23 protein-coding genes are annotated in these 22,966 nt (G+C 34.4%); all 23 read right to left on the reverse strand.

Translation table 11 applies throughout. From position 1 onward, the window contains the following. Positions 1-49 precede the first annotated feature (49 nt). The 23 genes from DER71_RS08060 to DER71_RS08170 all read right to left on the reverse strand — a co-directional run bounded on the left by DER71_RS08060 (position 50) and on the right by DER71_RS08170 (position 22,963). Positions 50-310: a stage V sporulation protein S gene (locus DER71_RS08060; protein WP_114457317.1), complete on the reverse strand. Its 261-nt coding sequence runs from the start codon at positions 308-310 to the stop codon at positions 50-52. 121 nt (positions 311-431) lie between these two features. Continuing rightward, positions 432-1,148: a pseudouridine synthase gene (locus tag DER71_RS08065; RefSeq protein ID WP_147267745.1), complete on the reverse strand. Its 717-nt coding sequence runs from the start codon at positions 1,146-1,148 to the stop codon at positions 432-434. 2 nt (positions 1,149-1,150) lie between these two features. Further along, positions 1,151-1,795, reverse strand: a complete 645-nt coding sequence (gene scpB / locus DER71_RS08070; protein WP_114457315.1) for an SMC-Scp complex subunit ScpB — start codon at positions 1,793-1,795, stop codon at positions 1,151-1,153. Positions 1,796-1,819: 24 nt separating this feature from the next. Continuing rightward, positions 1,820-2,545: a ScpA family protein gene (locus tag DER71_RS08075; RefSeq protein ID WP_114457314.1), complete on the reverse strand. Its 726-nt coding sequence runs from the start codon at positions 2,543-2,545 to the stop codon at positions 1,820-1,822. 69 nt (positions 2,546-2,614) lie between these two features. Further along, positions 2,615-3,265 (reverse strand): site-2 protease family protein, encoded by a 651-nt coding sequence (locus DER71_RS08080; RefSeq protein WP_369834888.1) that lies wholly within the window; start codon positions 3,263-3,265, stop codon positions 2,615-2,617. A gap of 4 nt (positions 3,266-3,269) precedes the next feature. Further along, complete coding sequence (locus DER71_RS08085) at positions 3,270-4,847, reverse strand: CCA tRNA nucleotidyltransferase (RefSeq protein ID WP_114457312.1); 1,578 nt, start codon at positions 4,845-4,847, stop codon at positions 3,270-3,272. Between the two features lie 197 nt (positions 4,848-5,044). Further along, a complete protein-coding gene (locus DER71_RS08090) occupies positions 5,045-6,370 on the reverse strand; it encodes a nicotinate phosphoribosyltransferase (protein ID WP_114474527.1) in 1,326 nt (441 codons plus the stop codon). Between the two features lie 29 nt (positions 6,371-6,399). Continuing rightward, the gene (locus DER71_RS08095) at positions 6,400-7,704 is read right to left on the reverse strand and encodes a pyrimidine-nucleoside phosphorylase (protein WP_114457310.1); all 1,305 of its coding nucleotides are present in this window, start codon (positions 7,702-7,704) and stop codon (positions 6,400-6,402) included. Between the two features lie 14 nt (positions 7,705-7,718). Beyond that, the gene (locus DER71_RS08100; protein WP_114457309.1) at positions 7,719-8,531 is read right to left on the reverse strand and encodes a purine-nucleoside phosphorylase; all 813 of its coding nucleotides are present in this window, start codon (positions 8,529-8,531) and stop codon (positions 7,719-7,721) included. A gap of 16 nt (positions 8,532-8,547) precedes the next feature. Continuing rightward, positions 8,548-9,651, reverse strand: a complete 1,104-nt coding sequence (locus tag DER71_RS08105) for an aminopeptidase (protein WP_114457308.1) — start codon at positions 9,649-9,651, stop codon at positions 8,548-8,550. Positions 9,652-9,699: 48 nt separating this feature from the next. Further along, positions 9,700-10,884, reverse strand: a complete 1,185-nt coding sequence (locus DER71_RS08110) for an endonuclease Q family protein (RefSeq protein ID WP_114457307.1) — start codon at positions 10,882-10,884, stop codon at positions 9,700-9,702. After that, positions 10,877-11,416 carry an NUDIX hydrolase gene (locus DER71_RS08115; RefSeq protein ID WP_114457306.1) on the reverse strand — a complete coding sequence of 180 codons (540 nt, stop codon included), beginning with the start codon at positions 11,414-11,416 and terminating at the stop codon, positions 10,877-10,879. Before DER71_RS08115 ends, DER71_RS08110 begins: the two co-directional genes overlap by 8 nt. A gap of 191 nt (positions 11,417-11,607) precedes the next feature. Continuing rightward, positions 11,608-12,141, reverse strand: coding sequence for a 2-oxoacid:acceptor oxidoreductase family protein (locus DER71_RS08120; RefSeq protein ID WP_114457305.1), 534 nt, complete (start codon positions 12,139-12,141; stop codon positions 11,608-11,610). 1 nt (position 12,142) lies between these two features. After that, positions 12,143-12,889: a thiamine pyrophosphate-dependent enzyme gene (locus DER71_RS08125; protein WP_114457304.1), complete on the reverse strand. Its 747-nt coding sequence runs from the start codon at positions 12,887-12,889 to the stop codon at positions 12,143-12,145. After that, a complete protein-coding gene (locus DER71_RS08130; RefSeq protein WP_114457303.1) occupies positions 12,889-13,953 on the reverse strand; it encodes a 3-methyl-2-oxobutanoate dehydrogenase subunit VorB in 1,065 nt (354 codons plus the stop codon). The genes DER71_RS08125 and DER71_RS08130 overlap by 1 nt, the downstream gene beginning before the upstream one ends. A gap of 29 nt (positions 13,954-13,982) precedes the next feature. Continuing rightward, on the reverse strand, positions 13,983-14,201 hold the full coding sequence (locus DER71_RS08135; protein ID WP_233486950.1) for a 4Fe-4S binding protein: 219 nt from the start codon (positions 14,199-14,201) through the stop codon (positions 13,983-13,985). A gap of 21 nt (positions 14,202-14,222) precedes the next feature. Further along, positions 14,223-15,293 (reverse strand): butyrate kinase, encoded by a 1,071-nt coding sequence (gene buk / locus DER71_RS08140; protein ID WP_114457302.1) that lies wholly within the window; start codon positions 15,291-15,293, stop codon positions 14,223-14,225. A gap of 4 nt (positions 15,294-15,297) precedes the next feature. Next, entirely contained in the window at positions 15,298-16,362 is a 1,065-nt protein-coding gene (locus DER71_RS08145) for a Glu/Leu/Phe/Val dehydrogenase (protein ID WP_114457301.1), read from the reverse strand. A gap of 67 nt (positions 16,363-16,429) precedes the next feature. Then, positions 16,430-17,341, reverse strand: coding sequence for a bifunctional enoyl-CoA hydratase/phosphate acetyltransferase (locus DER71_RS08150; protein ID WP_114457300.1), 912 nt, complete (start codon positions 17,339-17,341; stop codon positions 16,430-16,432). 281 nt (positions 17,342-17,622) lie between these two features. Then, positions 17,623-19,374: a sigma-54-dependent Fis family transcriptional regulator gene (locus DER71_RS08155; protein WP_114457299.1), complete on the reverse strand. Its 1,752-nt coding sequence runs from the start codon at positions 19,372-19,374 to the stop codon at positions 17,623-17,625. Between the two features lie 137 nt (positions 19,375-19,511). Then, positions 19,512-20,321, reverse strand: coding sequence for a sporulation transcription factor Spo0A (spo0A, locus tag DER71_RS08160; RefSeq protein ID WP_114457298.1), 810 nt, complete (start codon positions 20,319-20,321; stop codon positions 19,512-19,514). Between the two features lie 54 nt (positions 20,322-20,375). Then, complete coding sequence (gene recN, locus DER71_RS08165; protein ID WP_114457297.1) at positions 20,376-22,088, reverse strand: DNA repair protein RecN; 1,713 nt, start codon at positions 22,086-22,088, stop codon at positions 20,376-20,378. Positions 22,089-22,108: 20 nt separating this feature from the next. Further along, positions 22,109-22,963: an NAD(+)/NADH kinase gene (locus DER71_RS08170; RefSeq protein WP_114457296.1), complete on the reverse strand. Its 855-nt coding sequence runs from the start codon at positions 22,961-22,963 to the stop codon at positions 22,109-22,111. Positions 22,964-22,966: the final 3 nt, after the last annotated feature.

Consider the following 22,966-nt stretch of genomic DNA (forward strand, 5'->3'; position numbering starts at 1 on the left):
CATACAATTTAAAAACCTACCCTTACGGATAGGTTTAAAAAAATTAGTTTTAACGAGGTTCTACAATGAATTTGATGGCCGTTCTTTCTTCACCATCAATTTCAATTTCAGTAAAAGCAGGAATCATAATTAAATCCAATCCGTTTGGAGCAACATAACCCCTGGATATTGCTATTGCTTTGATTGTTTGATTAACTGCACCAGCACCTATTGCCTGAACTTCCGCTCTGCTGTTTTCTCTTAAAACTGCTGCCAGAGCTCCAGCTACTGCTTTTGGATCTGATTTTGATGATACTTTTAATTCATCCATAAATAATAGCTCCCCCTTAAGTTAAATAAACTGATTTTTTCGAATACTGCTTTTACTAATTATATAATACCTAATAAAATATATTCTTTATAAAAAGAATAAATCCTTTATTTTGAAATTATTAACCAAGCTTTTTAAGCTTTTTTACTTCATGTTTGGTTAAATATCTATATGTACCTTTATTTAAATTATCAATTTTTAAAAAAGAAAAGCCGATTCTTTTAAGTTTTCTAACTGGATAACCAATTATTTCGCACATTCTGCGTACCTGTCTGTTTCTTCCCTCATGAATTGTTATTTCAAATTTTGTTTTGTTTTCAGCTTTATAAAATCTAATATTATCAATTTCAGCAGGAGCAGTTTTTCTTCCATCAATAATGATTCCTTCTTTAAATTTATTAAACTCTTCTCTATCTATTAAACCTTTAATTTCAACTTCATAAGTTTTATCAACTTCTTTTTTTGGATGTGTCAGCTTATATGTAAGATCTCCATCATTGGTCAAAATAAGCAGTCCGGAAGTATTAAAATCCAATCTGCCGACCGGATAAAGTCGCTGTTTTATATCAGGCAGCAGGTCCATAACAGTAGTCCTTCCTTCAGGATCGGAAACTGTGGTGATATAGCCTTCCGGTTTATTTAAAAGTATATATACTTTTTTTTCTTTAGAAATAATTTTACCGTCAACAATAATTTCATCACTTTCTGGATCAATTTTAACTCCCTTTTCCGTCACAACCTCTCCATTGACAGAAACTCTTCCTTCAGCAATTATTTTTTCACATTTTCTACGGGAAGCAATACCTGCATGTGCCATAACTTTCTGAAGTCTATCCAATATTAATTCACCTCACTGTAGCGATTATTAGGCATTTTTCTATTATTTATATCATCTTCACTTTTTTCTGTTTTATTTTTGTTATCAACAAATTTATCATCTTTTTTGTCCTTAATATTTTCTATAAAAAGCTGTTCAATTTTTTCTATCTCTGGAAGCTGAGAAAGATCTTCAATATCTAGATGCTGAAGAAACTCATCTGTTGTTCCATAAAGAATAGGATTCCCAATAGTTTCTTTTCTGCCCAGCTCCATAATCAAATTATATTTTCCAAGGGTAGATAGAGTCCTTTCAACTTTAACTCCTCTTATTTCTTCAATTTCAGAACGTGTTACAGGCTGACGATAGGCAATTATAGCCAGTGTTTCCATTGCAGCAGTAGAAAGAGTAGTAACTTTATTTATGTCAAAAAGTTTTTCCACATAATCAGCATACTGTTTTTTTGTCTTAAAAATATAAGCATCATTATATTTTTTTAGTAAAATACCAAATTCCTCCTGTCGATATTTTTTTATCAGCAAATCTAAAATTTCCTGCAGATTATCACTTTCCAGCCCAGTAATGGAAAGAAGATCAGAAAAGCGAACTGGTTTTTTACTGCTGAAAATCACCGCTTCAAGCACAGGAAAATAGTCTTTTTTTTGCATTATATCTGACACCTTTCTAAAAATTTATTTTTCCAGAGAAATTTTTATTTCATCAAAATGATTTTTTTGAATCACTATAATTCTTTTTCTCTTCATCAGTTCCAGCAGTGCAAGTAAAGTCACAACAATTTCAAGCTGATTTTTTTGATCATTAATAAATTTATAAAATGAAATTTCTTCATTAAATTCTCTAATGGTTTTAAGCATACTGCGAATTTTATTTCTAATGCTAAATTTCTCTTCTTTTATATATTCAAGCTTGGGATTGCGCATAATTTTTGTCTTTTCGTCTTTTTCTGCAGTAAGTGCTTTATGGATAAGATCGTAAAGTTCAGCTGCAGAAATGGATAAATCTATCTGCAGCATTTCCGGCATAATTTCATCAATATCCACACAGCAGCTGTATTGTGAACCTGCCTCTTCTTCCCATTCTTTTAGAACAGATGCAATATTTTTAAACAGCTCATATTCTCTTAATCTGCTGATTAAATCATGTTCATCATCTTCATTTTCTTCCACTTCGACAGGAAGAAGAGCTTTAACTTTTATCTCTATTAATTCTGCAGCAATAACAAGAAATTCACTTGCCATATCTATATCAAATTCCTGCATATTGTTTAAATATTCCAGATATTGATCTGTTATTTTCGCCAGTGAGACCTCATTTATGCCTATTTTATTCTTTTTTATGAGCTGATAAAGCAGCTCTAAAGGACCTTCAAAACTGTCGAGAACGATCTGATATTCCATGTTAAAATCCTTTCATTTATGTCGAAATCTCTTTTTTGCAACTCAAAAATAATTTTGGGGAAACTCTTTTTATAATAACATATTATAAAAGAGATTTACAGCCGGTCCTAAAATAGCCCAGAGTACACCTGTATATGCCAGTCCAAGCAGAAGTATCATTCCAGCAGGACCTTCCAGTTTTCTTAGGTATTTATCAAATTTTGAAGGTAGAAAACCAAAGAGAATTTTTGATCCATCAAGTGGAGGTACTGGTAAAAGGTTAAATAATCCAAGACTTATATTGATTATAACTGCCAGCCTAAAAAAAACAAAAGCGGTAAAAAAGATACTCCCATATCCTGACTGCTGCAGCTGATATATTGATGAACTGCTTAAAAATATAACTCCTCTGGCAAATAGAGAAAATATTACAGCCAGTACAAAATTAGAAGCAGGACCTGCAATTCCAACATACATCATTCCTTTTTTGGGAGAATTATAGTAGTTTGGATTAATTGGAACCGGTTTGGCCCAGCCAAATCTTCTTGTCAGAATTAAAACAAGGCTTCCCATCGGATCAAGATGTGCAAGTGGGTTAAGAGTAAGCCTCCCCATTGCTTTTGGTGTTGGGTCACCCAGCAGATAAGAAACATATCCATGTGAAAATTCGTGTATAGAAAGCGATATTAGTAGTATCGGTATAATTAACATTAATTCATATATAATATCCAATTTTTTCACCTCATTATTTTTTCAATTTTTTTATATACTCTAAAGCATCTTTTCTGTCATTTATATTACCACGCAATATTTCATCTCTTACCTTAAGCATGATTTCATTAATTATTGGCCCTTCTTTAAAACCCATTTTTAAAATATCATATCCACTGACAGGTATTTTAAGTCCATTTTTAATCTTAAAATGTTTGATAATTATATCAGTATAATTTTCTACATTTTTAAAAGCACAGTATAAAATTAACTCTTCTATTTTATATTCTTCTAGAAGCCTAAATCTCTGTGCAGGGTCATTCACTTTAAAAATTTCATCAGAAATACTGATCCATCTTTTTTTCTTAAAAATATTAAATTCTCTATTTTTTATAGGCCAATTCGATACTTCATTACTTTCTATATTATAAAATAGAATAATCAGTCTGACAAGAAAATAATTAACATCCAGATTATATTTGCGGCATTTTGAGAGAATAATTTCTGCATTTTTAAAGGCTATTTTCTGCTTTATATTAAATTTAAAATTATCTGTCACCAGCTTTAAAACAGGAATATCATTTAAAATATCATCGGCCAGAATAGAAATATCATCTTCTAATGACAGCAGATAATTAAGTTCAGTAAATATTCGTTCCAGTGATAATCGGCTGTAGTCGTATTTTTTTAGAGAATATCTGGCCAGATCCTTTGTTTCTGGGCTGAGAACAAATCCCTTCTGCAGTCTAAATCTTATCCCTCGCAGAATCCGCAGGGGATCATCACGAAAACTGTATTTGTGCAGAACGTGCAGTATTCCAGCTTCTAAATCATCTAGTCCAGCAAAAAAATCATATAATATTCCCTCCCGGGATGGTGTTAAATCAACTGCCATAGAATTAAGTGTAAAATCTCTTCTGTACAAATCAGAAAATATACCTGATGGTTTCACTGAAGGAGGTGAACCCGGCATCTTATATTTTTCCTGTCTGCAGGTAGCAAAATCAAGTGACAATCTATATTCAGTGCGCAAATAACCAGTTTTAAATTCATCATTAAGAATATAATCCCAACCTTTTTTCTGCTTTAGATAGGAAAAAAACACCTCTATATCTCCTTCAAGCAGAAGGTCCACATCATCATTAAGTTCCAATCCCAGCAGTAAATCTCTCAACTGGCCGCCAACTAAGTACAGATTATAATTCAATTCTGCAGCCAGACTGCCCAGCTCTCTAAAAATTAGCTGTTTTTTTTGCGGGAAATATTCAAGAAAATTTATATTATACTGATAGAATCCGGCTTTTAAATGACCACTTTTTTGGTATTCCAGCAGAAGGTTTAGAGCTTTATCAGCAGAAAGAGTCAGCCGGTTTATATCTTTATCTTTTTTTCTATATATAGGTGCAAAACTGCTGTTTATAAGCTTCTGCAGAATATCAATTCTTATGTTTATAGAATCATCTTTCTCTTTATCAATAATGATATCAAAATCAGAAACTGATAAAAGATCAAAATCTTTATAAATATTTAAAATTTTGAGCAGTGAACTGTCAAATTTATAATATTCTTCTGCCGGCATTTTTTTTATTTTTTTTAATATTTTTTTTTTCATAATAATCACCACTTAATAATAAACTTTCTTAAGTAAGGAGCATCGATTTGAATCATTACTGATAAATTTTTTTAAACATTTATAAAAACAGCTATATCAAAACAAAAATTCGCTTTATTTATTAATTCTAAAATTATTTTATGCATTTATAAAAATAGGCCATCTCAAGATGAGACAGCCCTGACATAAACAATTTCTCAAATTTTACTTAAATCAATCTTTTTTAAGGATGGATTATCAGATGCTGATCGTCCAACTTTTGCGAGGTGTTTCCACTCATCATCTATTTTAACACGAACTACATCTCCAGTAAAATCATTTTTTGTTCCATCTGCAGAACTATTGGACAAAAGCCAACTCCCAACACCATAAATATTAACTGGCACCTGTGAACGTTCAAATTTATTAATTTTTTCTGGAGAAAAACCTCCTGTTGCAATAATTTTAACATTTTTACAATAATTTTGAGCAGTTCTAACATCTGTTGGATCTAAATCCCAGTCTTTATATGCATCATCCAGTGCCCGCCGCAGTTTATAAATAAGCCTTGCATTTACACCAGTATCCAGTTCTTTATTACCCAGGGGTTCTACACTTTCATCTCGAAGATTGGAAGAAGTATCAGGTCTAACCCCAAAAAGTTTATATCTTTCTGCAGCTTTATGGTTTCCTTTTTTCTTTAAAGAAATATATTTATTAAACATGACTTTCAGCACATTTAAGCTTGTACCTATACAGTCATTATCAAAATCAACCAGTGCAATTCTATTGACATCAAGCGGCATATGTCTGCAGAACTGAATCATTGATTCTGCAGTATCTCCCAAAAAAGAAGCTATATATGAATGACTGATTGTTCCACCACCTTTTCCTCCCCACCAGGCCCCCTGTTCATCTGTGGAAACAAAGCGCTGAGTGTTAGCTCCAAAATCATTGTTATATGCATTAACACCGAGAGAATAGGCATAACCATGCAGTGCCTGCAGTTTATAGTGCGCAAATCTGGCAGGAAAAAATAAAATATCCTTCCCTCGGGCAGCTTTCATAACTAAATATACATTAGTAGCAATCCTTGATGCTTCTGTAAGAGAACCCAAAATTGGGGTTTCCAGTATGGAAAAATCTCTATATCTTCCTCTAATTTTTAATACAGGTTCTACTCTATGTGGATCACCACTATATCTGGCTTTTTCTCCATCATGACATGCTTCCACTTCCAGTTCACTGGAAGTGTTTACAAAATTCTCATCTTTATCTATATATCCTGCTGATGTTTTTAAAATAGACAGAGCTTCATCTACTCCACCAACTATACAAAATGGTTTTCGCCTGGGGAAAATCTGCATTTCAACTTCAATACTGCCTATATCATGTCCCTTATAGCTGTAACCTTCTTCTGATAGTTTTTTCAATATTCGGCTGATATTACGAAAATAAACATCAGAATACCATCCACGTGACATTCTTTCTTTATCAAGCTGAAATACTTTTCTGTCAAGACGCTCACCATTAAAAATTGTCATAAACTCACCTCACAAAAATTTTAATAATCTTACTCTATAATTTCATAAATTAACGGATTTTTTTCTATTTTTTCTTCTGTAATACTGTAAGATGATTTTACTTTTTCTAAAGCAGCTTCCAAATTAGACTCATCATTTACATGTAAAACAGCAAGAACATCTCCTTTTTTGACCTCATCAGCAATCTTTTTGACTATTTCTATTCCAACAGCCATATCAATATCTCCATCTTTAGTTTCTCTTCCTGCTCCAAGCAGCATGGCAGCAATACCAATTTTATGAGCATTTATTGCACTTATATAACCATTTTGTTCAGACTTGACTTTCATTTTTTTCTCTGCCTGGGGGAGAAGTTCAGGATTATCTATAATATCTGCATCTCCACCCTGGGCAGTTACCATATCCGCAAACTTCTGCAGAGCTTCTCCACTTCTGATTTTCTCTTTGAGAAGTTTTTTAGCTCTTTCAAGATCATCTTCCTGACCGGAAAGTTTAACCATAGCTGCACCAAGTTCGATACACAGCTCAGTTATATCATCCGGTCCTTTTCCTTTTAGTACTTTAATAGCTTCCTTAACTTCAAGTGCATTTCCAACTGCAAGTCCAAGTGGTTCATTCATGTCGGTAATATAGGCAACTGTATTTTGTCCTACTTCTTTTCCTATATTTACCATAGCTTCAGCAAGTTTACGTGATTCGCTCAGCTCCTGCATAAATGCTCCACTGCCAGTTTTTACATCAAGAACTATGGCATCTGCTCCCCCAGCTATTTTTTTGCTCATGATACTGCTAGCAATAAGCGGAATAGATTCCACAGTGGCCGTTACATCCCTTAAAGCATATAATTTTTTATCAGCAGGTGTAAGGTTTCCTGTCTGACCGACAATTGAAAGACCATATTTATTAACATTTTCAAAAAATTCTTCTCTGCTTAAAGATGTATTAAATCCTGGTATTGCTTCAAGTTTATCTATAGTACCACCAGTATGACCTAGCCCTCTACCGGACATTTTGGCAACAGGAACTCCAGCTGCTGCAGCAAGTGGAGCAAGTATCAGAGTGGTGGTATCTCCTACTCCTCCTGTGCTGTGTTTATCGACTTTAGTCCCTTTTACCGGGCTTAAATCTATCATATCACCTGATTCAGCCATAATCATTGTCAGATCAGCTGTCTCTTCTGCATCCATCCCCTGAAAGAAAACTGCCATCGCCCAGGCAGAAACCTGATAATCGGGTATTTTATCTGCAACATAACCATTTATAAGGAACTCAAGTTCTTTTTTATTTAATTTTTCACCTTCACGTTTTTTGTATATTATATCATATGCACGCATTTATGTACCTCCACTTAAATATTTTCTATTATCTCTTTCATTAATTTTAAAAACTGAGGTCTTACCTTTTCAGTAATTTCTATAACTTCTTTATGATCCAGAGGCTCTGAAAGTATTCCAGCCGCCATATTTGTAATACAGGATATTCCCAACACCCGCATATTCATATGTCTGGCAACAATAACTTCCGGCACTGTAGACATACCCACAGCATCTGCACCAATATTCTGCAGATACCTAATTTCGGCCGGAGTTTCGTAAGAAGGTCCACTCAAAGCTGCATAAACTCCTTTTCTAATAAGTATACCATTTTTTTGAGCAGCTTTTTCAGCAGTTTTAATTAAATTTTTATCATAAGCTTCTGTCATATCAGGGAAACGAGGGCCATATTCATCCAAATTTTCTCCAATTAGCGGATTATCTCCTATTAAATTTATGTGATCAGAAATAACCATAAATTCTCCAGCAGAAAAGTTTCTATTTATTCCTCCGGCAGCATTAGTAAGCAGGATTGTATCTGCACCCAGTTCTCTCATTACTCTAACTGCCATAGTTATCTGTTTAAGTGAATATCCCTCATAGTAGTGAAATCTACCCTGCATTGCTATTACATTTTTTCCGGAAAGCTGACCAATTACAAATCTCCCGGCATGACCTTCAACAGTAGAAACAGGAAAATGAGGAATATCTTTATAATCAATAATCACTTTATTTTCAATCTCTTCTGCCAGTACACCTAAACCTGATCCAAGAACAAGTGCAGTTTCTATTTTAAAATCAATTTTTTTATTTATTAAAGCTGCAGCATTTTTAATTTTTTTAGACAAAAGAATCACTCCCTTTTTAAATTATAAATTTACCATCTCTATAAATAAGTTCACTATCAGCATAAATCTCGCCACCGTTTTTCATATCACAAAGCATATCCCAGTGTATAGTCGAAATGTTTTCTCCACCCGTTTCCGGATAACTTCTGCCGATAGCAAAATGGATAGTGCCTCCTATTTTTTCATCAAACAGCATATTTCTGGTAAACTTATCGATTCCATTATTACACCCTACAGCAATTTCTCCTATATAACGGGAACCATCGTCGGTATCAAGCAGTGAAAGAAGAAGTTCTTCCCCTTTTTCAGCAGAAGCATTTACTATTCTACCGTTTTTAAATTCAAGTCTTATATCTTCAATTTCTTTACCACTGTAAATACCTGGAAATGAAAATCTAATTTTTCCATTTACACTGTTTTCCACTGGCCCTGTAAAAATTTCTCCACCTGGATAGTTTTCCTTTCCTTTATCTGCTACCCAGGTTCTCCCTTTAACACTGCATTTTATATCTGTATCTTCAGCTAAAAAATGTATTTCTTCTTTTATATTTAAAATGTCGGCAATTCTGTCCAGCTCTTTCCCAAATTCAGTCCAGTAGGCCACAGGATCTTTTCTATCAAGGTGGCAGGCGGAATAAACAAATTTTCTGTAATCAAATAATGACATATTTGCTTCCTGTGCATCAGCATGTGTTGGAAACTGACATATATTCCACTTAAGATCTCCATCAGCAGCTCGATTTATAATTATTTCACTGATTTCGCGAGATGCAAGTGACCTCAATTTTATTTTTTCTGGATCAACTCTAGCTAAATTTTTTGTGTTATTTGTTCCCAAAATTCTTACCATCACATCTACATTTTCTATCATGTACTTTAAATAAGGTGATTTATAGTTAAGCTGTTGTTCTCCTGCATACTGATAAAACAGCTCTTCCTGTTCTGCAAAAGCAATTAAAACAACGGGATGAGCTCCTTTTTTTAATATATGTTTATAAATTTCTTTTACCAGTTCTTCACTTACAGCTTCTGCCCTAATAAGTACTTCTTCTCCTTCTTTTACATTAAGCGAATAATTGACAATAACATCCGCATATTTTCTTAATTTTGCGTCAGCCACAGTATTCCTCCCCTTTAAGGTTAAGTCTTTTTACTCTAATATAAATTTCTATACAATTACTTGTCCATAAATACCACCACCACCAGCTTCAATTTTAAATTCTCCACTTCTGGCGGTTAAAATTTTACTCAGAAGTTTGCTGTTCAAACATTGTTTGAGTTCTTCTCTGCTTTTCCTGTGCAGAATATCCATTTCACTGCCGCAGTTTTTGAGCATCCTGTTTAGAGTCTTCCTGCCTATTCCAGGTATATCCAGTAGTGGAATCTGATATCTGTATTCCGGTCTGTGAGCAGGAGATTCCGTTTTTTTTACTAGTGAAATATCAAGTATTCTATCTTTAACACCAACAGTTATATTTTCACTTTCACATAAAGGACATTTTAAAACGGCACTCCTGACTGAAAAAACCTGATCGCATTTTTCACAGTATGAACGATGATATTTACCCAGAGCCGGATCAAGACCAAAATTCTTAATTATTTTTCTACTCATTTCACGTTTAAATGCTTTTTTTACTTCTTCAAAATTGAGTTCTTTTAGCTGTATTAAGTTATATTCTCTTGCTATTTTGGGCAGAGAATGAGCATCAGAATTTGTCAAAAAGCTTTTTCCTTTAAGTTCAGGTAATAAGTCTGCCATCTCTGTATCTGCACTTAATCCAAGTTCAACAGCAGGAATTTTATTCCATTCTGCATCTGTAAATCCTTCTCTATATGAAGAAAAGGCTCTACCATAAAAACTTTTATGTGGTGTAAAAATATGAGCCGGTATTAAAACACCTCCGTGATATTCAACAATTTTAAGAAACTCTGGACCTGTTATATAGGCTGTCTGAGAACTTAAATTTATATTGGAAATATACTGTTCCATTGTCAGGCTGAATTCCTTAATATCAGCCAAATAAGGGAAAAAAGAGAGATAATGAACCTGGCCACCATTTTTTTCTCTGCTTTCTATTTCAGCTCCGAGCAGAACCAGCAGTTCACCTCTGTATAATATACCACCTGAATCAAGTTCAGACATTTTTCCCTCTGTAATCATCCTTTCTATATCTTCAATCACTACCGGTGAAGCACAATCTATTATACCGACAATATCCAGTCCTTTTCTATAATAAGCTTCTTTTAAAATATTGGGAAAATTGAGTTTCCGCGAGGCAGTTATTTTTACAGGACTACCGTCACTTCCGCCTCCAATATGAATATGAAGATCAGCATAAAAATTTTTATACATCAAAATCACCAAGATAATATAATACAGCAATCAGTGTTTTGCTGTCATTGATTTTTCCTTTTTTGAATAATTTTTTTACCTCTGATCTATTTTTAGGAACAACTTCTATATATTCTCCTGGATCAAGATCTCTTCCAACAAATTTGAGATTTTCTGCTTTATAAATATAGATTAATTCTGTGCTATAGCCAGGAGTGGTATAAAAGTTAAATACTTCTTTTAAATTTTCAGCTTTATATCCAGTTTCTTCTATTAATTCTCGCTGAGCACATTCTGCCGGTTTTTCACCAATTTCCAGTTTTCCGGCTGGTATTTCATAAATAATTTCATCTACAGGGTATCTATATTGTTTTATCAGCAGCAGTTTTCCCTCATCATTCTCTGCTAAAACAGCAACACCCCCACTATGTTCTACTACTTCTCTAATAGAGCTGTGCTTATCCGGAAATTCTACCCTATCCCGATGCAGTTTTAAAATATTGCCATTATAAATTATTTCTCCATCTATTTTTTTTTCTTTTTGTATGTACATTATTGAACCTCCAATTAGTTCTTCTCTTCTATAAATTATTCACGAAAAACTACAAAAATCCTTTTAAATAGCAAAAAACTGCTTATAAATATAATAATCCCCATCAAAATGTTCAAAAAAGCGTTTTGATGAGGATCATTATAATTAATTATTATAATCTACCATATATTTGAGCAATTTAACATTAGCGTTTAGGCAAGTGCACAACCTCTATCCAGTGCTTCATTATTTATTTCCAGCAGATTTTGCCTGTGTGGAGGCAGAACCTCTTTTAGCGAAGTTTTAACAATATCAAGAGGCAAAAATTCCTCTCTGCAGATTATGTTTCCTAACATAACCATATTGGCAATTCTACTTTCTCCAAGTTCATTAGCAATTTTATTTGCCGGAACTTTAATAACTTCAATATCATCTCGCTCTACTTCTTGATTAATTAGAGATTTGTTAACATAAATTTTTCCGCCAGGTTTAATCGTATCAACAAATTTTAACATAGAAGGAAGGTTCATAGCTACAACAATATCTGGTTTAGAAGAAAGTGGAGAAGGTATCATTTTATCAGATACAATAACAGTACAGTTAGCTGTACCCCCACGCATTTCCGGGCCATAAGAAGGCATCCAGGAAACATGATATTCTTCTGTCATACCTGAATATGCAACCAGTCTTCCCATAAGCATAACTCCCTGGCCGCCAAATCCAGCAAAGATCATTTCTTTTTTCATTCTATTCTCCCTCCCCAGCTTCTTTTAATACCTGTGGTTTATAAATAGGTATCATATTTTCTTCAAGCCATTTTAAAGCTTCTACAGGTTCTATACCCCAATTTGTGGGACAGGTAGAAAGAACCTCTATCATCGTAAATCCTTTTCCTTCCAGCTGCATTTTAAACGCTTTTTTAATAGCTTTTTTGGCTTTTATAATATGTTTTACATCATGTACAGAAACTCTTTCTATATATGCCGCTCCATCAAGCACTGCAAGCATTTCGGAAATCTTAATAGGTGATCCAGCAATATCCTTTTTCCGACCAGCAGGAGAAGTTGTTGTTTTTTGTCCTAAAAGAGTTGTTGGTGCCATCTGTCCACCTGTCATACCATAAATAGCATTGTTGACAAAAATAGTGGTTATATTTTCACCTCTATTTGCTGCATGAACTATCTCAGCAGTACCAATAGAAGCAAGATCTCCATCTCCCTGATAGGTAAATACTACTTTATCGGGATGAACTCTTTTAACTCCAGTTGCAACCGCCGGAGCCCTACCGTGTGAAGCTTCCTGCATATCACAGTCAAAATATTCGTAAGCAAGAACTGAACATCCAACAGGTGCTATACCTATTGTTTTTTCTCTAATATCCAGCTCATCCATTACCTCTGCTACAAGACGGTGTATTATACCGTGGGTGCAGCCGGGACAATAATGAAAATCTTTATCAGTTAAAGAATCTGGTTTTTTAGCAACTACCTGCATTATTTCCCACCTCCAATTTTTTTGATCTCAGCTAAAATTTCTTCAGGAGTAGGAATCATACCACCTGTACGACCATAAAAGTGAACACTGCTGTTGTTTGCACATACAGCAAGTTCAACATCTTCTACCATCTGCCCTGTACTCATTTCTACAGTTAAGAAATCATCAATTTTTTCAGAAGTTTTTGCAATGATTTCTTTTGGAAATGGGAAAAGGGTTATAGGCCTAATAAGTCCAACCTTATATCCTTCTTCACGGGCCAGCTCCATGGCACTGAGAGAAATTCTAGCTGAAGTTCCATATGCCACTATTACTATATCAGCATCATCAAGATAATATGTTTCATATCTGACTTCTTCTTTTTCCATCTGATCATATTTTTCTTTTAACTTCTGGTTGTGCTTTTCTAACTCGGCTGGATCTAAAGAAAGAGAATTAATAATATTTTTTTCTCTACCTTCAGCTCCATCAGTTGCCCATGGCTTATCAGGTAGATCATCGGGATCAATACTTCTTTCGAATGATACTGGTTCCATCATCTGACCTATCATGCCATCGGCAAGCAGTAAAACAGGATTTCTGTATTTATCTGCCAGTTCAAAAGCATCTATTGTCAGATCAACTGCTTCCTGTACAGAAGAAGGAGCAAGAACAAACAGTCTAAAATCACCATGTGCCATTCCTTTTGTGGCCTGAAAATAATCTGACTGAGCAGGCTGGATTCCACCAAGACCCGGGCCACCCCTCATCATGTTAACAATAACTGCCGGCAGTTCTGCCCCAGCTATATAGGAAATACCTTCAGCTTTAAGGCTGATACCTGGACTTGAAGATGAAGTCATTACTCTTGCACCGGCACCAGCAGCTCCATAGACCATATTACTGGCAGCTACTTCACTTTCAGCCTGAAGAAAAACCCCTCCTACTTCAGGAAGACGCCAGGAAAGATATGCCGGAAGCTCATTTTGTGGTGTTATCGGATATCCAAAAAAATAGCGGCAGCCTGCCTTAACAGCAGCTTCAGCTATCGCTTCATTTCCTTTCATTAAAATTTTTTTAGCCATTAATTTAAACCTCCTAATAAAATTTTATATTAATCTTCTTTATAGATTGTAATTGCAACATCAGGACAAATTCTATAGCACTGTCCACAGGAAATACAGTCAGACTGATCTGTGACCTCTGACGGATGATATCCATGGCTGTTAATTTCTTCCGAAATAGTCAATATGGAAACAGGACAGACTGTTGTACATAATTTACAACCTTTACATTTTTCGCGATCAATAACAACTTTTTTTATATCAGCCAACATTATGCCTCCCTTCAAAAATCAATGATAGTCTTTTGCTTTTTCTTCCCCAGATAAAACTCTAAAAGCCCCAGCAGCAAGTGCTTCCATCTCTTTTTCTCCGGGATAAAGATAAACTGGAGCAATAAATTTAATTTTCTTAATTATTTTTTCTGTAAGATATTTTGAGTGTGACATACCTCCTGTTAATATTATAGCATCAATCTCACCTGCATTAACAACAGCAAGAGAAGCTATTTCTTTAATTATCTGGTAGGACATTGCAGATAATACCAGCTCAGCCTGTTTATTCCCATTTCTTATCATTTCCTCAACTTTTATAAGGTCTGCAGTGCCTAAATGTGCCTTAAGTCCCCCATCACCAACAATCTTTTTTTCCATCTCTTCAAAACTGTAATTTTCTTTTTTCATAAGATTCAGCAGATCAACTGCCGGTAAGCTGCCGGCTCTATTAGGAGACATAGGTCCCAGACCGCCTAAAGCATTATTAACATCTACTATTTTACCGTCAATATGAATCCCTACTGATATTCCTCCCCCAAGATGGGCAACAATAAGGTGCATGTCCTTATAATCATTTCCTGTCATTTCAGCGTGGTTTCTGGCAACTTCTCTCTGATTAAGGGCATGGAATATGCTCCTGTTTTTAAGTTCCGGTATGCCTGTTATTTTAGCTATTTCACTCATTTCATCAACAACTACTGGATCTACAATAAAAGAAGGTATAGCTGCAGTATCTGCAATTCTTTTAGCCAGCAGTGCTCCTAAATTACTTGCATGTTTACCGTATTTTTGACTTTTAACAGTATCAATCATTTTTTGATTTATATTATATGTTCCACCCGGAAGGGGCTTTAAAAGCCCCCCACGTCCAACTACAGCAGACAGAGATTGAATATTGATATTATGTTTACGCAGAAAATCCATAATATGACTGTACCTCATCTTAGTCTGATCTACAATGGTCGGAAATTTCTCCATTTCTTCTTCAGTATGAGATATATTTTCTTCAATTATCCTGTCTTTATTTTCAAAAACTGCCAGTTTGGTTGAAGTGGAACCTGGATTAATTACCAGTATCTTATATTTCATAACATCAGTCCCTTGGTATTAAATTACTTCTTACTTTTGCTATTTTTTCTATTCTCTCTTCTGCCATTATATCAGCTGCTTTATAGGTTGGTATATTATCTCTTTTACTGATTGCAAAAACTTTTTTGACATTATCATAAATTTTGCTTGCCTTTGCCATTGCTCTTTCTTCATTATATCCGAGCAGTTCATCATATACATTGATAACTCCACCAGCATTGATAACGTAATCAGGTACATATAATATACCTTTATCTTCAAGCATATCTCCATGTCTTGTTTCAGCCAGCACATTATTGGCAGACCCAGCTACTATATCTGCTTTTAATTTCGGTATTGTATCATCATTTATCACTGCACCAAGAGCACAGGGAGCAAAGATATCACATTCAACTCCATAGATATCTTCCGGACTAACAACTTCAGCATCTACTTCATTCAGAACCATATCAAGATTTTCCTGTTTAATGTCTGTAATAATTAATTTTCCACCTTCATCAGCTATATGTTTAGCAAGGTAATAACCAACATGTCCAACTCCCTGTATAGCAACTACCTTTCCTTTTAAATCAGGTGAACCGTAAAATTCATCTGCAGCTGCTTTCATACCTCTCCAGCATCCATAGGCAGTTACAGGAGAAGGATCTCCGCTTGTACCTGGAAGTCCGGTAACAAAATCGGTTTCTTCAGCCACAAATTTCATGTCATCAACACATGTATTTACATCTTCAGCAGTAATATAGCGTCCATTTAGACTCTGAACAAATCTGCCATAAGCACGCAGCAGCTCTTCACTTTTTATTTTATCTGGATCACCAATTATGACAGCCTTTCCACCACCGAGATTTAGTCCAGCAGCAGCAGACTTATATGTCATTCCTCTTGCCAGCCTAATTACATCATTTAAAGCTTCTTCTTCATTTTTGTAATTCCAGATTCTTGTTCCACCAAGTGCAGGTCCAAGTGTTGTATCATGAATACATATAATCGCCTTTAATCCAGAAACCTCATCATAATTAAAAACTACCTGCTCATAATCATGTTTTTCCATTCTTTCAAAAATATTCATCTAATTTCCTCCTTTTAAATTTTGGTATTTTAATTAAAAAATATAAATTATCTGACAAGACTGATATTTATTTTCCTAAAACAAGATTTCTTACAAATAATTTACCTAAAGCGATAGAATTAAATTTAGTATCCAGAGAATCTGCTCTGGAGCTAATAATTAGAGGTATATTAGCCCCCATAATAAGGCTTGCGGTTGGCTGCTCAAACAGCACTACCAGTGTTTTATATAGAATATTTCCAGATTCTATATCTGGAACAACCAATATATCTGCTTCACCTGCTACTTCTCCCCTGATACCCTTTTTTTCTGCTGCCTGTTTTAATACAGCATTATCAAATGCAAGTGGGCCGTCAACTACCACATCAATCTGTCCGCGGTCACTCATTTTAGAAATCACCGCAGCTTCTACTGTAGACTGCATAGATTGATTGACAGTTTCTACTGCTGCAAGTAAAGCTACTTTTGGACTGGAAATCCCTAATTTTCTGGCAAAAAAAGCTGCATTCTCAATAATCTCTACTTTTTCTTCCAGACCCGGAGATATATTCATTCCACCATCTGTAATTATAACAAAGCGATTTTGATTCTCCAGATAAATAAGAGAAACAAGGCTTAAAAGGTGATCTCTTCTAAAAGAAAATTTTCTGTCAAGCATTGCACGCAGAATAGTTCCCGTATTAATCATACCTTTCATCGGCATTTCTGCTTTACCTTCTTCGACTATCTGCATAGCTTTGTAGGCAGATTCTTCATGTGACATGCTGTTGATAATTTCTAAATCTGCAGTAAAATTTATTTCTTGTAAAATATTTTCAATTTTTTCTTTACTGCCTATCAGAATCGGTTCAGCAATTTTTTCTTCATAGGCTTTTTTTAAGCTTTTGAGAACTGTTTTATCCTCTGCCTGAGCCACAGAAATCTTAAGCATCTCTCCGGTTTTTGCCATTTCAATTAGCTGATCCATATCTGAAAACATTTTTATCACCTCCACACTATATAAATATGCAATATTTATTCCATTCACATAATATTTAAAAAATAATAAAAAATCCCCTTACAGCGGGGATTTTCAGCATCATATATATCATTTTTTTATTTTCTGAAAATTTTAACTGCAAAAATATTCATTAATGAAAAAATTTGCAGGCAGTTATTTGCAGTTATATATATTATTTAATAAACTGTAATATAAAAATTTTAATAAATAGAAGTATAATGACAAATAAATTTCTGCTTTTATCGTATTATTTATCCTAACTACTGATTGATACCATATTTGCTCAGTTTGTAATATAGACTTCTAACAGCTATACCAAGAATATCGGCTGCTTTTGTTCTGTTTCCATCTGCCTTTTTAAGAGCACTGATTATGGCTCTTCTTTCTGTTCTGGCAATAATTTCTGCCAGGTCTACTTTCTCAAGAGTAAATCTATCATTAAAAGTAAATTTGTCACTGTCAGATTCACATTTATCATCAAGTACAGGTAGGTCATCTATATCTACAATACCCTCTTCAAAAGAAACATAGATCATAGCTCTACCTAAAATATTTTCCAGCTCTCTCACATTTCCCGGCCATTCATATGAGCTTAACTTCAGCATTGCTGCATCAGAAATACCCCTAACAGTTTTTCCATATTCCTGATTGAGCTTTTTAATAATGTGTTTGACAAGCAGAGGCAGATCTTCTTTCCGCTTTCTGAGTGGTGGAATTTCCAGTGGAAAAACATTTAATCTGTAATAAAGATCTCTGCGAAATTTTCCATTTTCAATTGCTGATTCCAGGTCAGTATTGGTAGCAGCAATAATCCTCACATCTACATTAATTGGTTTTGAACCACCAACACGTACAATTTCCTTTTCCTGCAGAACTCGCAGCAGTTTCGCCTGCAGATTAAAATTTATCTTTCCTATTTCATCCAGAAATATTGTTCCTCCATCAGCTTCTTCAAAAAGCCCTTTTTTACCACCCTTTTTTGCACCTGTAAAAGCTCCTTCTTCATAGCCAAAAAGCTCACTTTCCAGTATACTATCTGTAAGTGAAGCACAGTTGACCCGAACAAATTTATATTTACTGCGCGGGCTTTCATTGTGAATTGCATGGGCAAACAGCTCCTTACCGGTTCCACTTTCACCTCTGAGGAGAACTGTCACAGGTGTATGAGCAGCTTTTCTGGCAAGGTTTATAATCCGCTGCATTTTATCACTTTTCCCCACTATATCACTGAAAGTATATTTAGCCCTCAATTGCCTTATAAGTTTTTTAGCCTGATTAAGTTCCTCTGTCAATTTTTTGATTTCTGAGACATCTTTTATAACTCCAACACTGCCCTTTAATTTTTCACCGACAATTATTGGTGCTACATCAACAATTACATCCTTTTTATTTGGCCCCACCTTCATACGCACATTATAGACTGGCTCTCTTGTTTTTAAAACTTTATAATGCATGCTCTTTCCTTCAGCAATATCAACACTGGCTGGTTTTCCAATTACATCTTCTTCGGTTAAACCTGTCAGTCTGGTGTAGGCAGGGTTAATCATAATTCCCTTTCCTTCTTCATCTACAACTGAAATAGCATCCTGAGTGGAATTAATAACTGCTTCTAAAAGAGCTCTGGATTCTTTTAAATCTGTAATTTCTTCTGCAAATCTCTTTACTTCTTCTATATCTCTAAAAACAGCAACCGCCCCAATGATTTCTCCTGCTTCATTTCTAACAGGCATTCTATTAGTCATTATGGTAAGCCCACCAACATACTGGGTCTGATTTAATTCCATTTTTCCGGATTTAAGAACATAATGCATCCTGGTATTTTCTATAACTTCTTCTACATCTTTTCCGATAATATTTTCTTTTTTAAGACCTAATATTCTCTCAGCAGCTCTGTTAAAGAGCTCTATTTTGCCATCTTTATCTATTGAAATTATTCCATCATGAGTAGCATCTATAATAGCATTATGTTTGATCTGTTTTTTCAATATAAAGCTGCACCTTCCTTCCAGCATAATTTAAATTAAAATATTTTTCTCTTAATAAAGGCATACTAATACATCTGGGGCTTCTCTACCCTGATCTGTGCAGAAGAATCTTTTTCATTCTGTCAATTGCTGATTTAACATGAAGAATATGAGAGCCCATAATTTTAACCCCTTTTTACTTTTTCACTCTCAATTTCCAGCCTCAGCTTATCTGCAATTCTAGCTATGAATTGAGAATTGGTTGGTTTATTTTTATTTCCTCCCACTGTACTAGCAAAATATTCATCCAGCACTTCAGCATTACCTCGAGTCCAAACAACTTCTATTGCATGTCTTATTGCTCTTTCGACACGACTTGGTTTGGAATCAAATTTTTCTGCTACTGCTGGATACAGTTTTTTTGTGATAGCTCCTAGAAACTCAATATCCTTAATTACAAGCTCTACAGCCTCTCTAATATAAAGGTAGCCTTTTATGTGAGCTGGTATGCCAAGATTATGCATAACTTCTGTTATTTTGACATTTAAATCTACATTATTTTTAAAAATTAATAAATCATCACTGTCGGCCAACCCCCTGTTTCCTTCTACTGATGGTGGAGCAACCATCTGCTTAATTCTTTTAATCAGCTTATCAAGATCAAAAGGTTTCATTATATAATAGCTTGCACCTAGTTCTACCAGTCGCTGAGTAATTTCTTCCTGTCCAAAAGCAGTCAGTATTATGGTTTTTATGGCTTCATTTAAACCCTTTTTATTCATTTCCTCCATTACACCCATCCCATCTAAATATGGCATTATTAAATCAAGAATTAATACATCTGCCTCAGTATTCTTGACCAATTCCAATCCCTGATAACCATCATGGGCAACCCCTAAAACATTAATATCATCCTGAAGAGAAAAATATTCGCTCAATAACTGACAGAACTCTTTATTATCATCTACTATAATTATATCTATATTTTTTTTCATATTAGACACTCCTGACATAATACAGTTTATTTTAGATTTTAAAGTTAAAACTAATTAATTTTTGAAAGCTGCCAATAAACTTTCTTTTTTTCTAAAAGCAAGATTCAACATTTCCCCTGCATTTGCTGCTGCTTTTTCGGTTAATTCACCTGTACCGAGCATTCTTGCTAATTCTCTAGTTCTAGCTTCTCTATCTAAAATATCGATATTGGTAAATGTCCTGTTTTTTTCAGTTTTTTTGCTGATCAAAAAGTGGTGATTTCCCATACTGGCAATCTGTGGCAGATGAGTAATACATATAATCTGACGTTTTAAAGAAATATTAAATAATTTTTCAGCCATTTTTACAGCTATTTTACCACCAACTCCACTGTCAACTTCATCGAAAACAAGTGTATCAACCTGATCCAAATTGGCAGTAATAGTTTTTAAAGCCAGCATTATTCTGGATAATTCTCCACCAGATACTATTTTTGTCAGTGCTTTTAAGTCTTCACCAGGATTGGGTGAAATCAGAAATTCTACCCTATCGATTCCATCTATGCCAGGATTTTTTTTTGTAAAAATTACTTTAAATTTTGCATTTTCCATTGCGAGATCACTGAGTTCTTCTTTCAGCCTTTTTTCAAAAACAGCTGCGCGATCTTTTCTAATAACAGAAAGTTTTTCTGCTTTATTTATTAAATTTTTCTTCAGGCTATTTTTTTCTTTTTTTAATTTTGCAATTTTTTCTTCAATATTTTCCAGATGATCTTTTTTTTCATATAATTCATCCAGATATTCTTTTATCTCTGCAGTACTGCTTCCATATTTGCGCAGCAGTCTGTTAATAAGATCCATTCTTTTTGTAATTGCTGTAAGCTCTTCTTTATCATAATCAAATGTGTCGTGATAATCCTGAATTTTAAAACTAAAATCTTCGAGATTGAAAAATATATCAGCAAATCTTTCTTCGAGATTTTTAAGTCTTTTATCAAAATCAGCTGCATCTTCCAGCTCATTTTTTAAAATACCCAGTTTTTCTACAATACCACCGTCAGAATAGTCATCACCTGTCAGCACAGAAATCAAATTACCGGTTATTTTAAATATCTCCTCAGCATGAGAAAGTGTGTTATATTTCTCCTTTAGTACTTCATACTCACCTTCTTTTAACTGAGCTGATTCTATTTCTTCTATCTGAAAATTTATCAGATCGAGTTCTCTTACACGCTGTGAATCATCAAGTTCCATATTACTCAGTTTTTCTACAGTCAGCTGATATTCCTGATAGATCTCCTTAATTTCATTTTTTAGTACTTTTATTTTTTCACCTATAAATTCATCCAGTATCATTAAATGGAATTTTTGATCCAAAAGAAGTTGATGCTCATGCTGACCATGTATATCCAGCAGATATCTGCTTATATTTTTAACCAGCCTGAGAGTTGCAAGCTGACCGTTGATTAAGGTTCTATTTCGACCATTTGCTTTTATTTCACGTGCAATTAAAACTCCATTTTTTTCTGTTTCAATACCGGCTTCATCAATTGTATTATTTATAATATCAAGCTGATCTGGCTGAAAAAAAGCCGAAATATATGCAGAATTTTTACCTGTTCTTATTACATCTGTTGAAGCACGTGCACCTAAAAGCATATCTAAAGCTCCAATAATTATTGATTTACCCGCCCCAGTTTCACCGGTTAAAACATTTAAACCACTTTTAAAATTAATGGTGCTTTGATCTATTAATGCAAAATTTTTAACCTGTAAATCACTGAGCATCTTTTATCCCCCAATCAAAATTATGCAAGATTCATCTTTTCTTTCAAAATAGTATAAAAGGTCCTATCCGGAAGTTTAATAATAGAAATTTCTCTATCTGCAGCTTCTATGTAGATTTTATCTCCACTCATCAATTCAGAGTTATCGTGGCCATCTACAGTACCAAAAATACTGCCGCTGTCCCCTTCTATTTCAATACAAATTTTTTCGTTCCCGGATATTACCATTGGACGCATATGCAGGTTGTGTGGGCAAATAGGTGTTATTAATATTGCCCTCACCTGTCTTGGATTTATAATTGGACCACCTGCTGAAAGAGAATATGCAGTTGAACCTGTTGGTGTGGAGATAATTAATCCATCTGATCTAAATCGGTTCACCAGCTCGTCATTTATATGAAGTTTAATTTTAACCATCCGGGAATCAGGACTTCTGTTTACAACATAATCATTTAAAGCATAATTTTTTTCTATTTTTTCTCCATTTCTAAAATGTTCTGCTTTTATCATCATTCTGTGCTCTATTTTATATTTTTTCTGATTTACCATATGCAGAGCTTTTTCCAGTTCTTCGGTTTCTATATCTGTTAAAAAGCCAAGCTGACCAATGTTTATTCCCAGTAGTGGTACACCACTACCAATAAAATGGTGGGATGTGTGAAGAAATGTTCCATCTCCACCAAAGACAATTATATAATCCGCTTTTTCTCTGAGCTGCTGGTAGGTAGCTCCTCTTTTTTGCTGGCCCAGATAAGAAGCAGCTTCCTTTTCTATGTAAAATTCAATACCTTTTTTTATAAACCAGTCTGCAGCATTTTGGGCAGTAGAAAAAGCTTCCTTTTTTGCAAGATTTAGAACCATTCCCGGTGTGGACATATT

It is taken from the genome of Halanaerobium sp. DL-01, assembly GCF_003338615.1.
GTDB lineage: Bacteria > Bacillota > Halanaerobiia > Halanaerobiales > Halanaerobiaceae > QPJE01.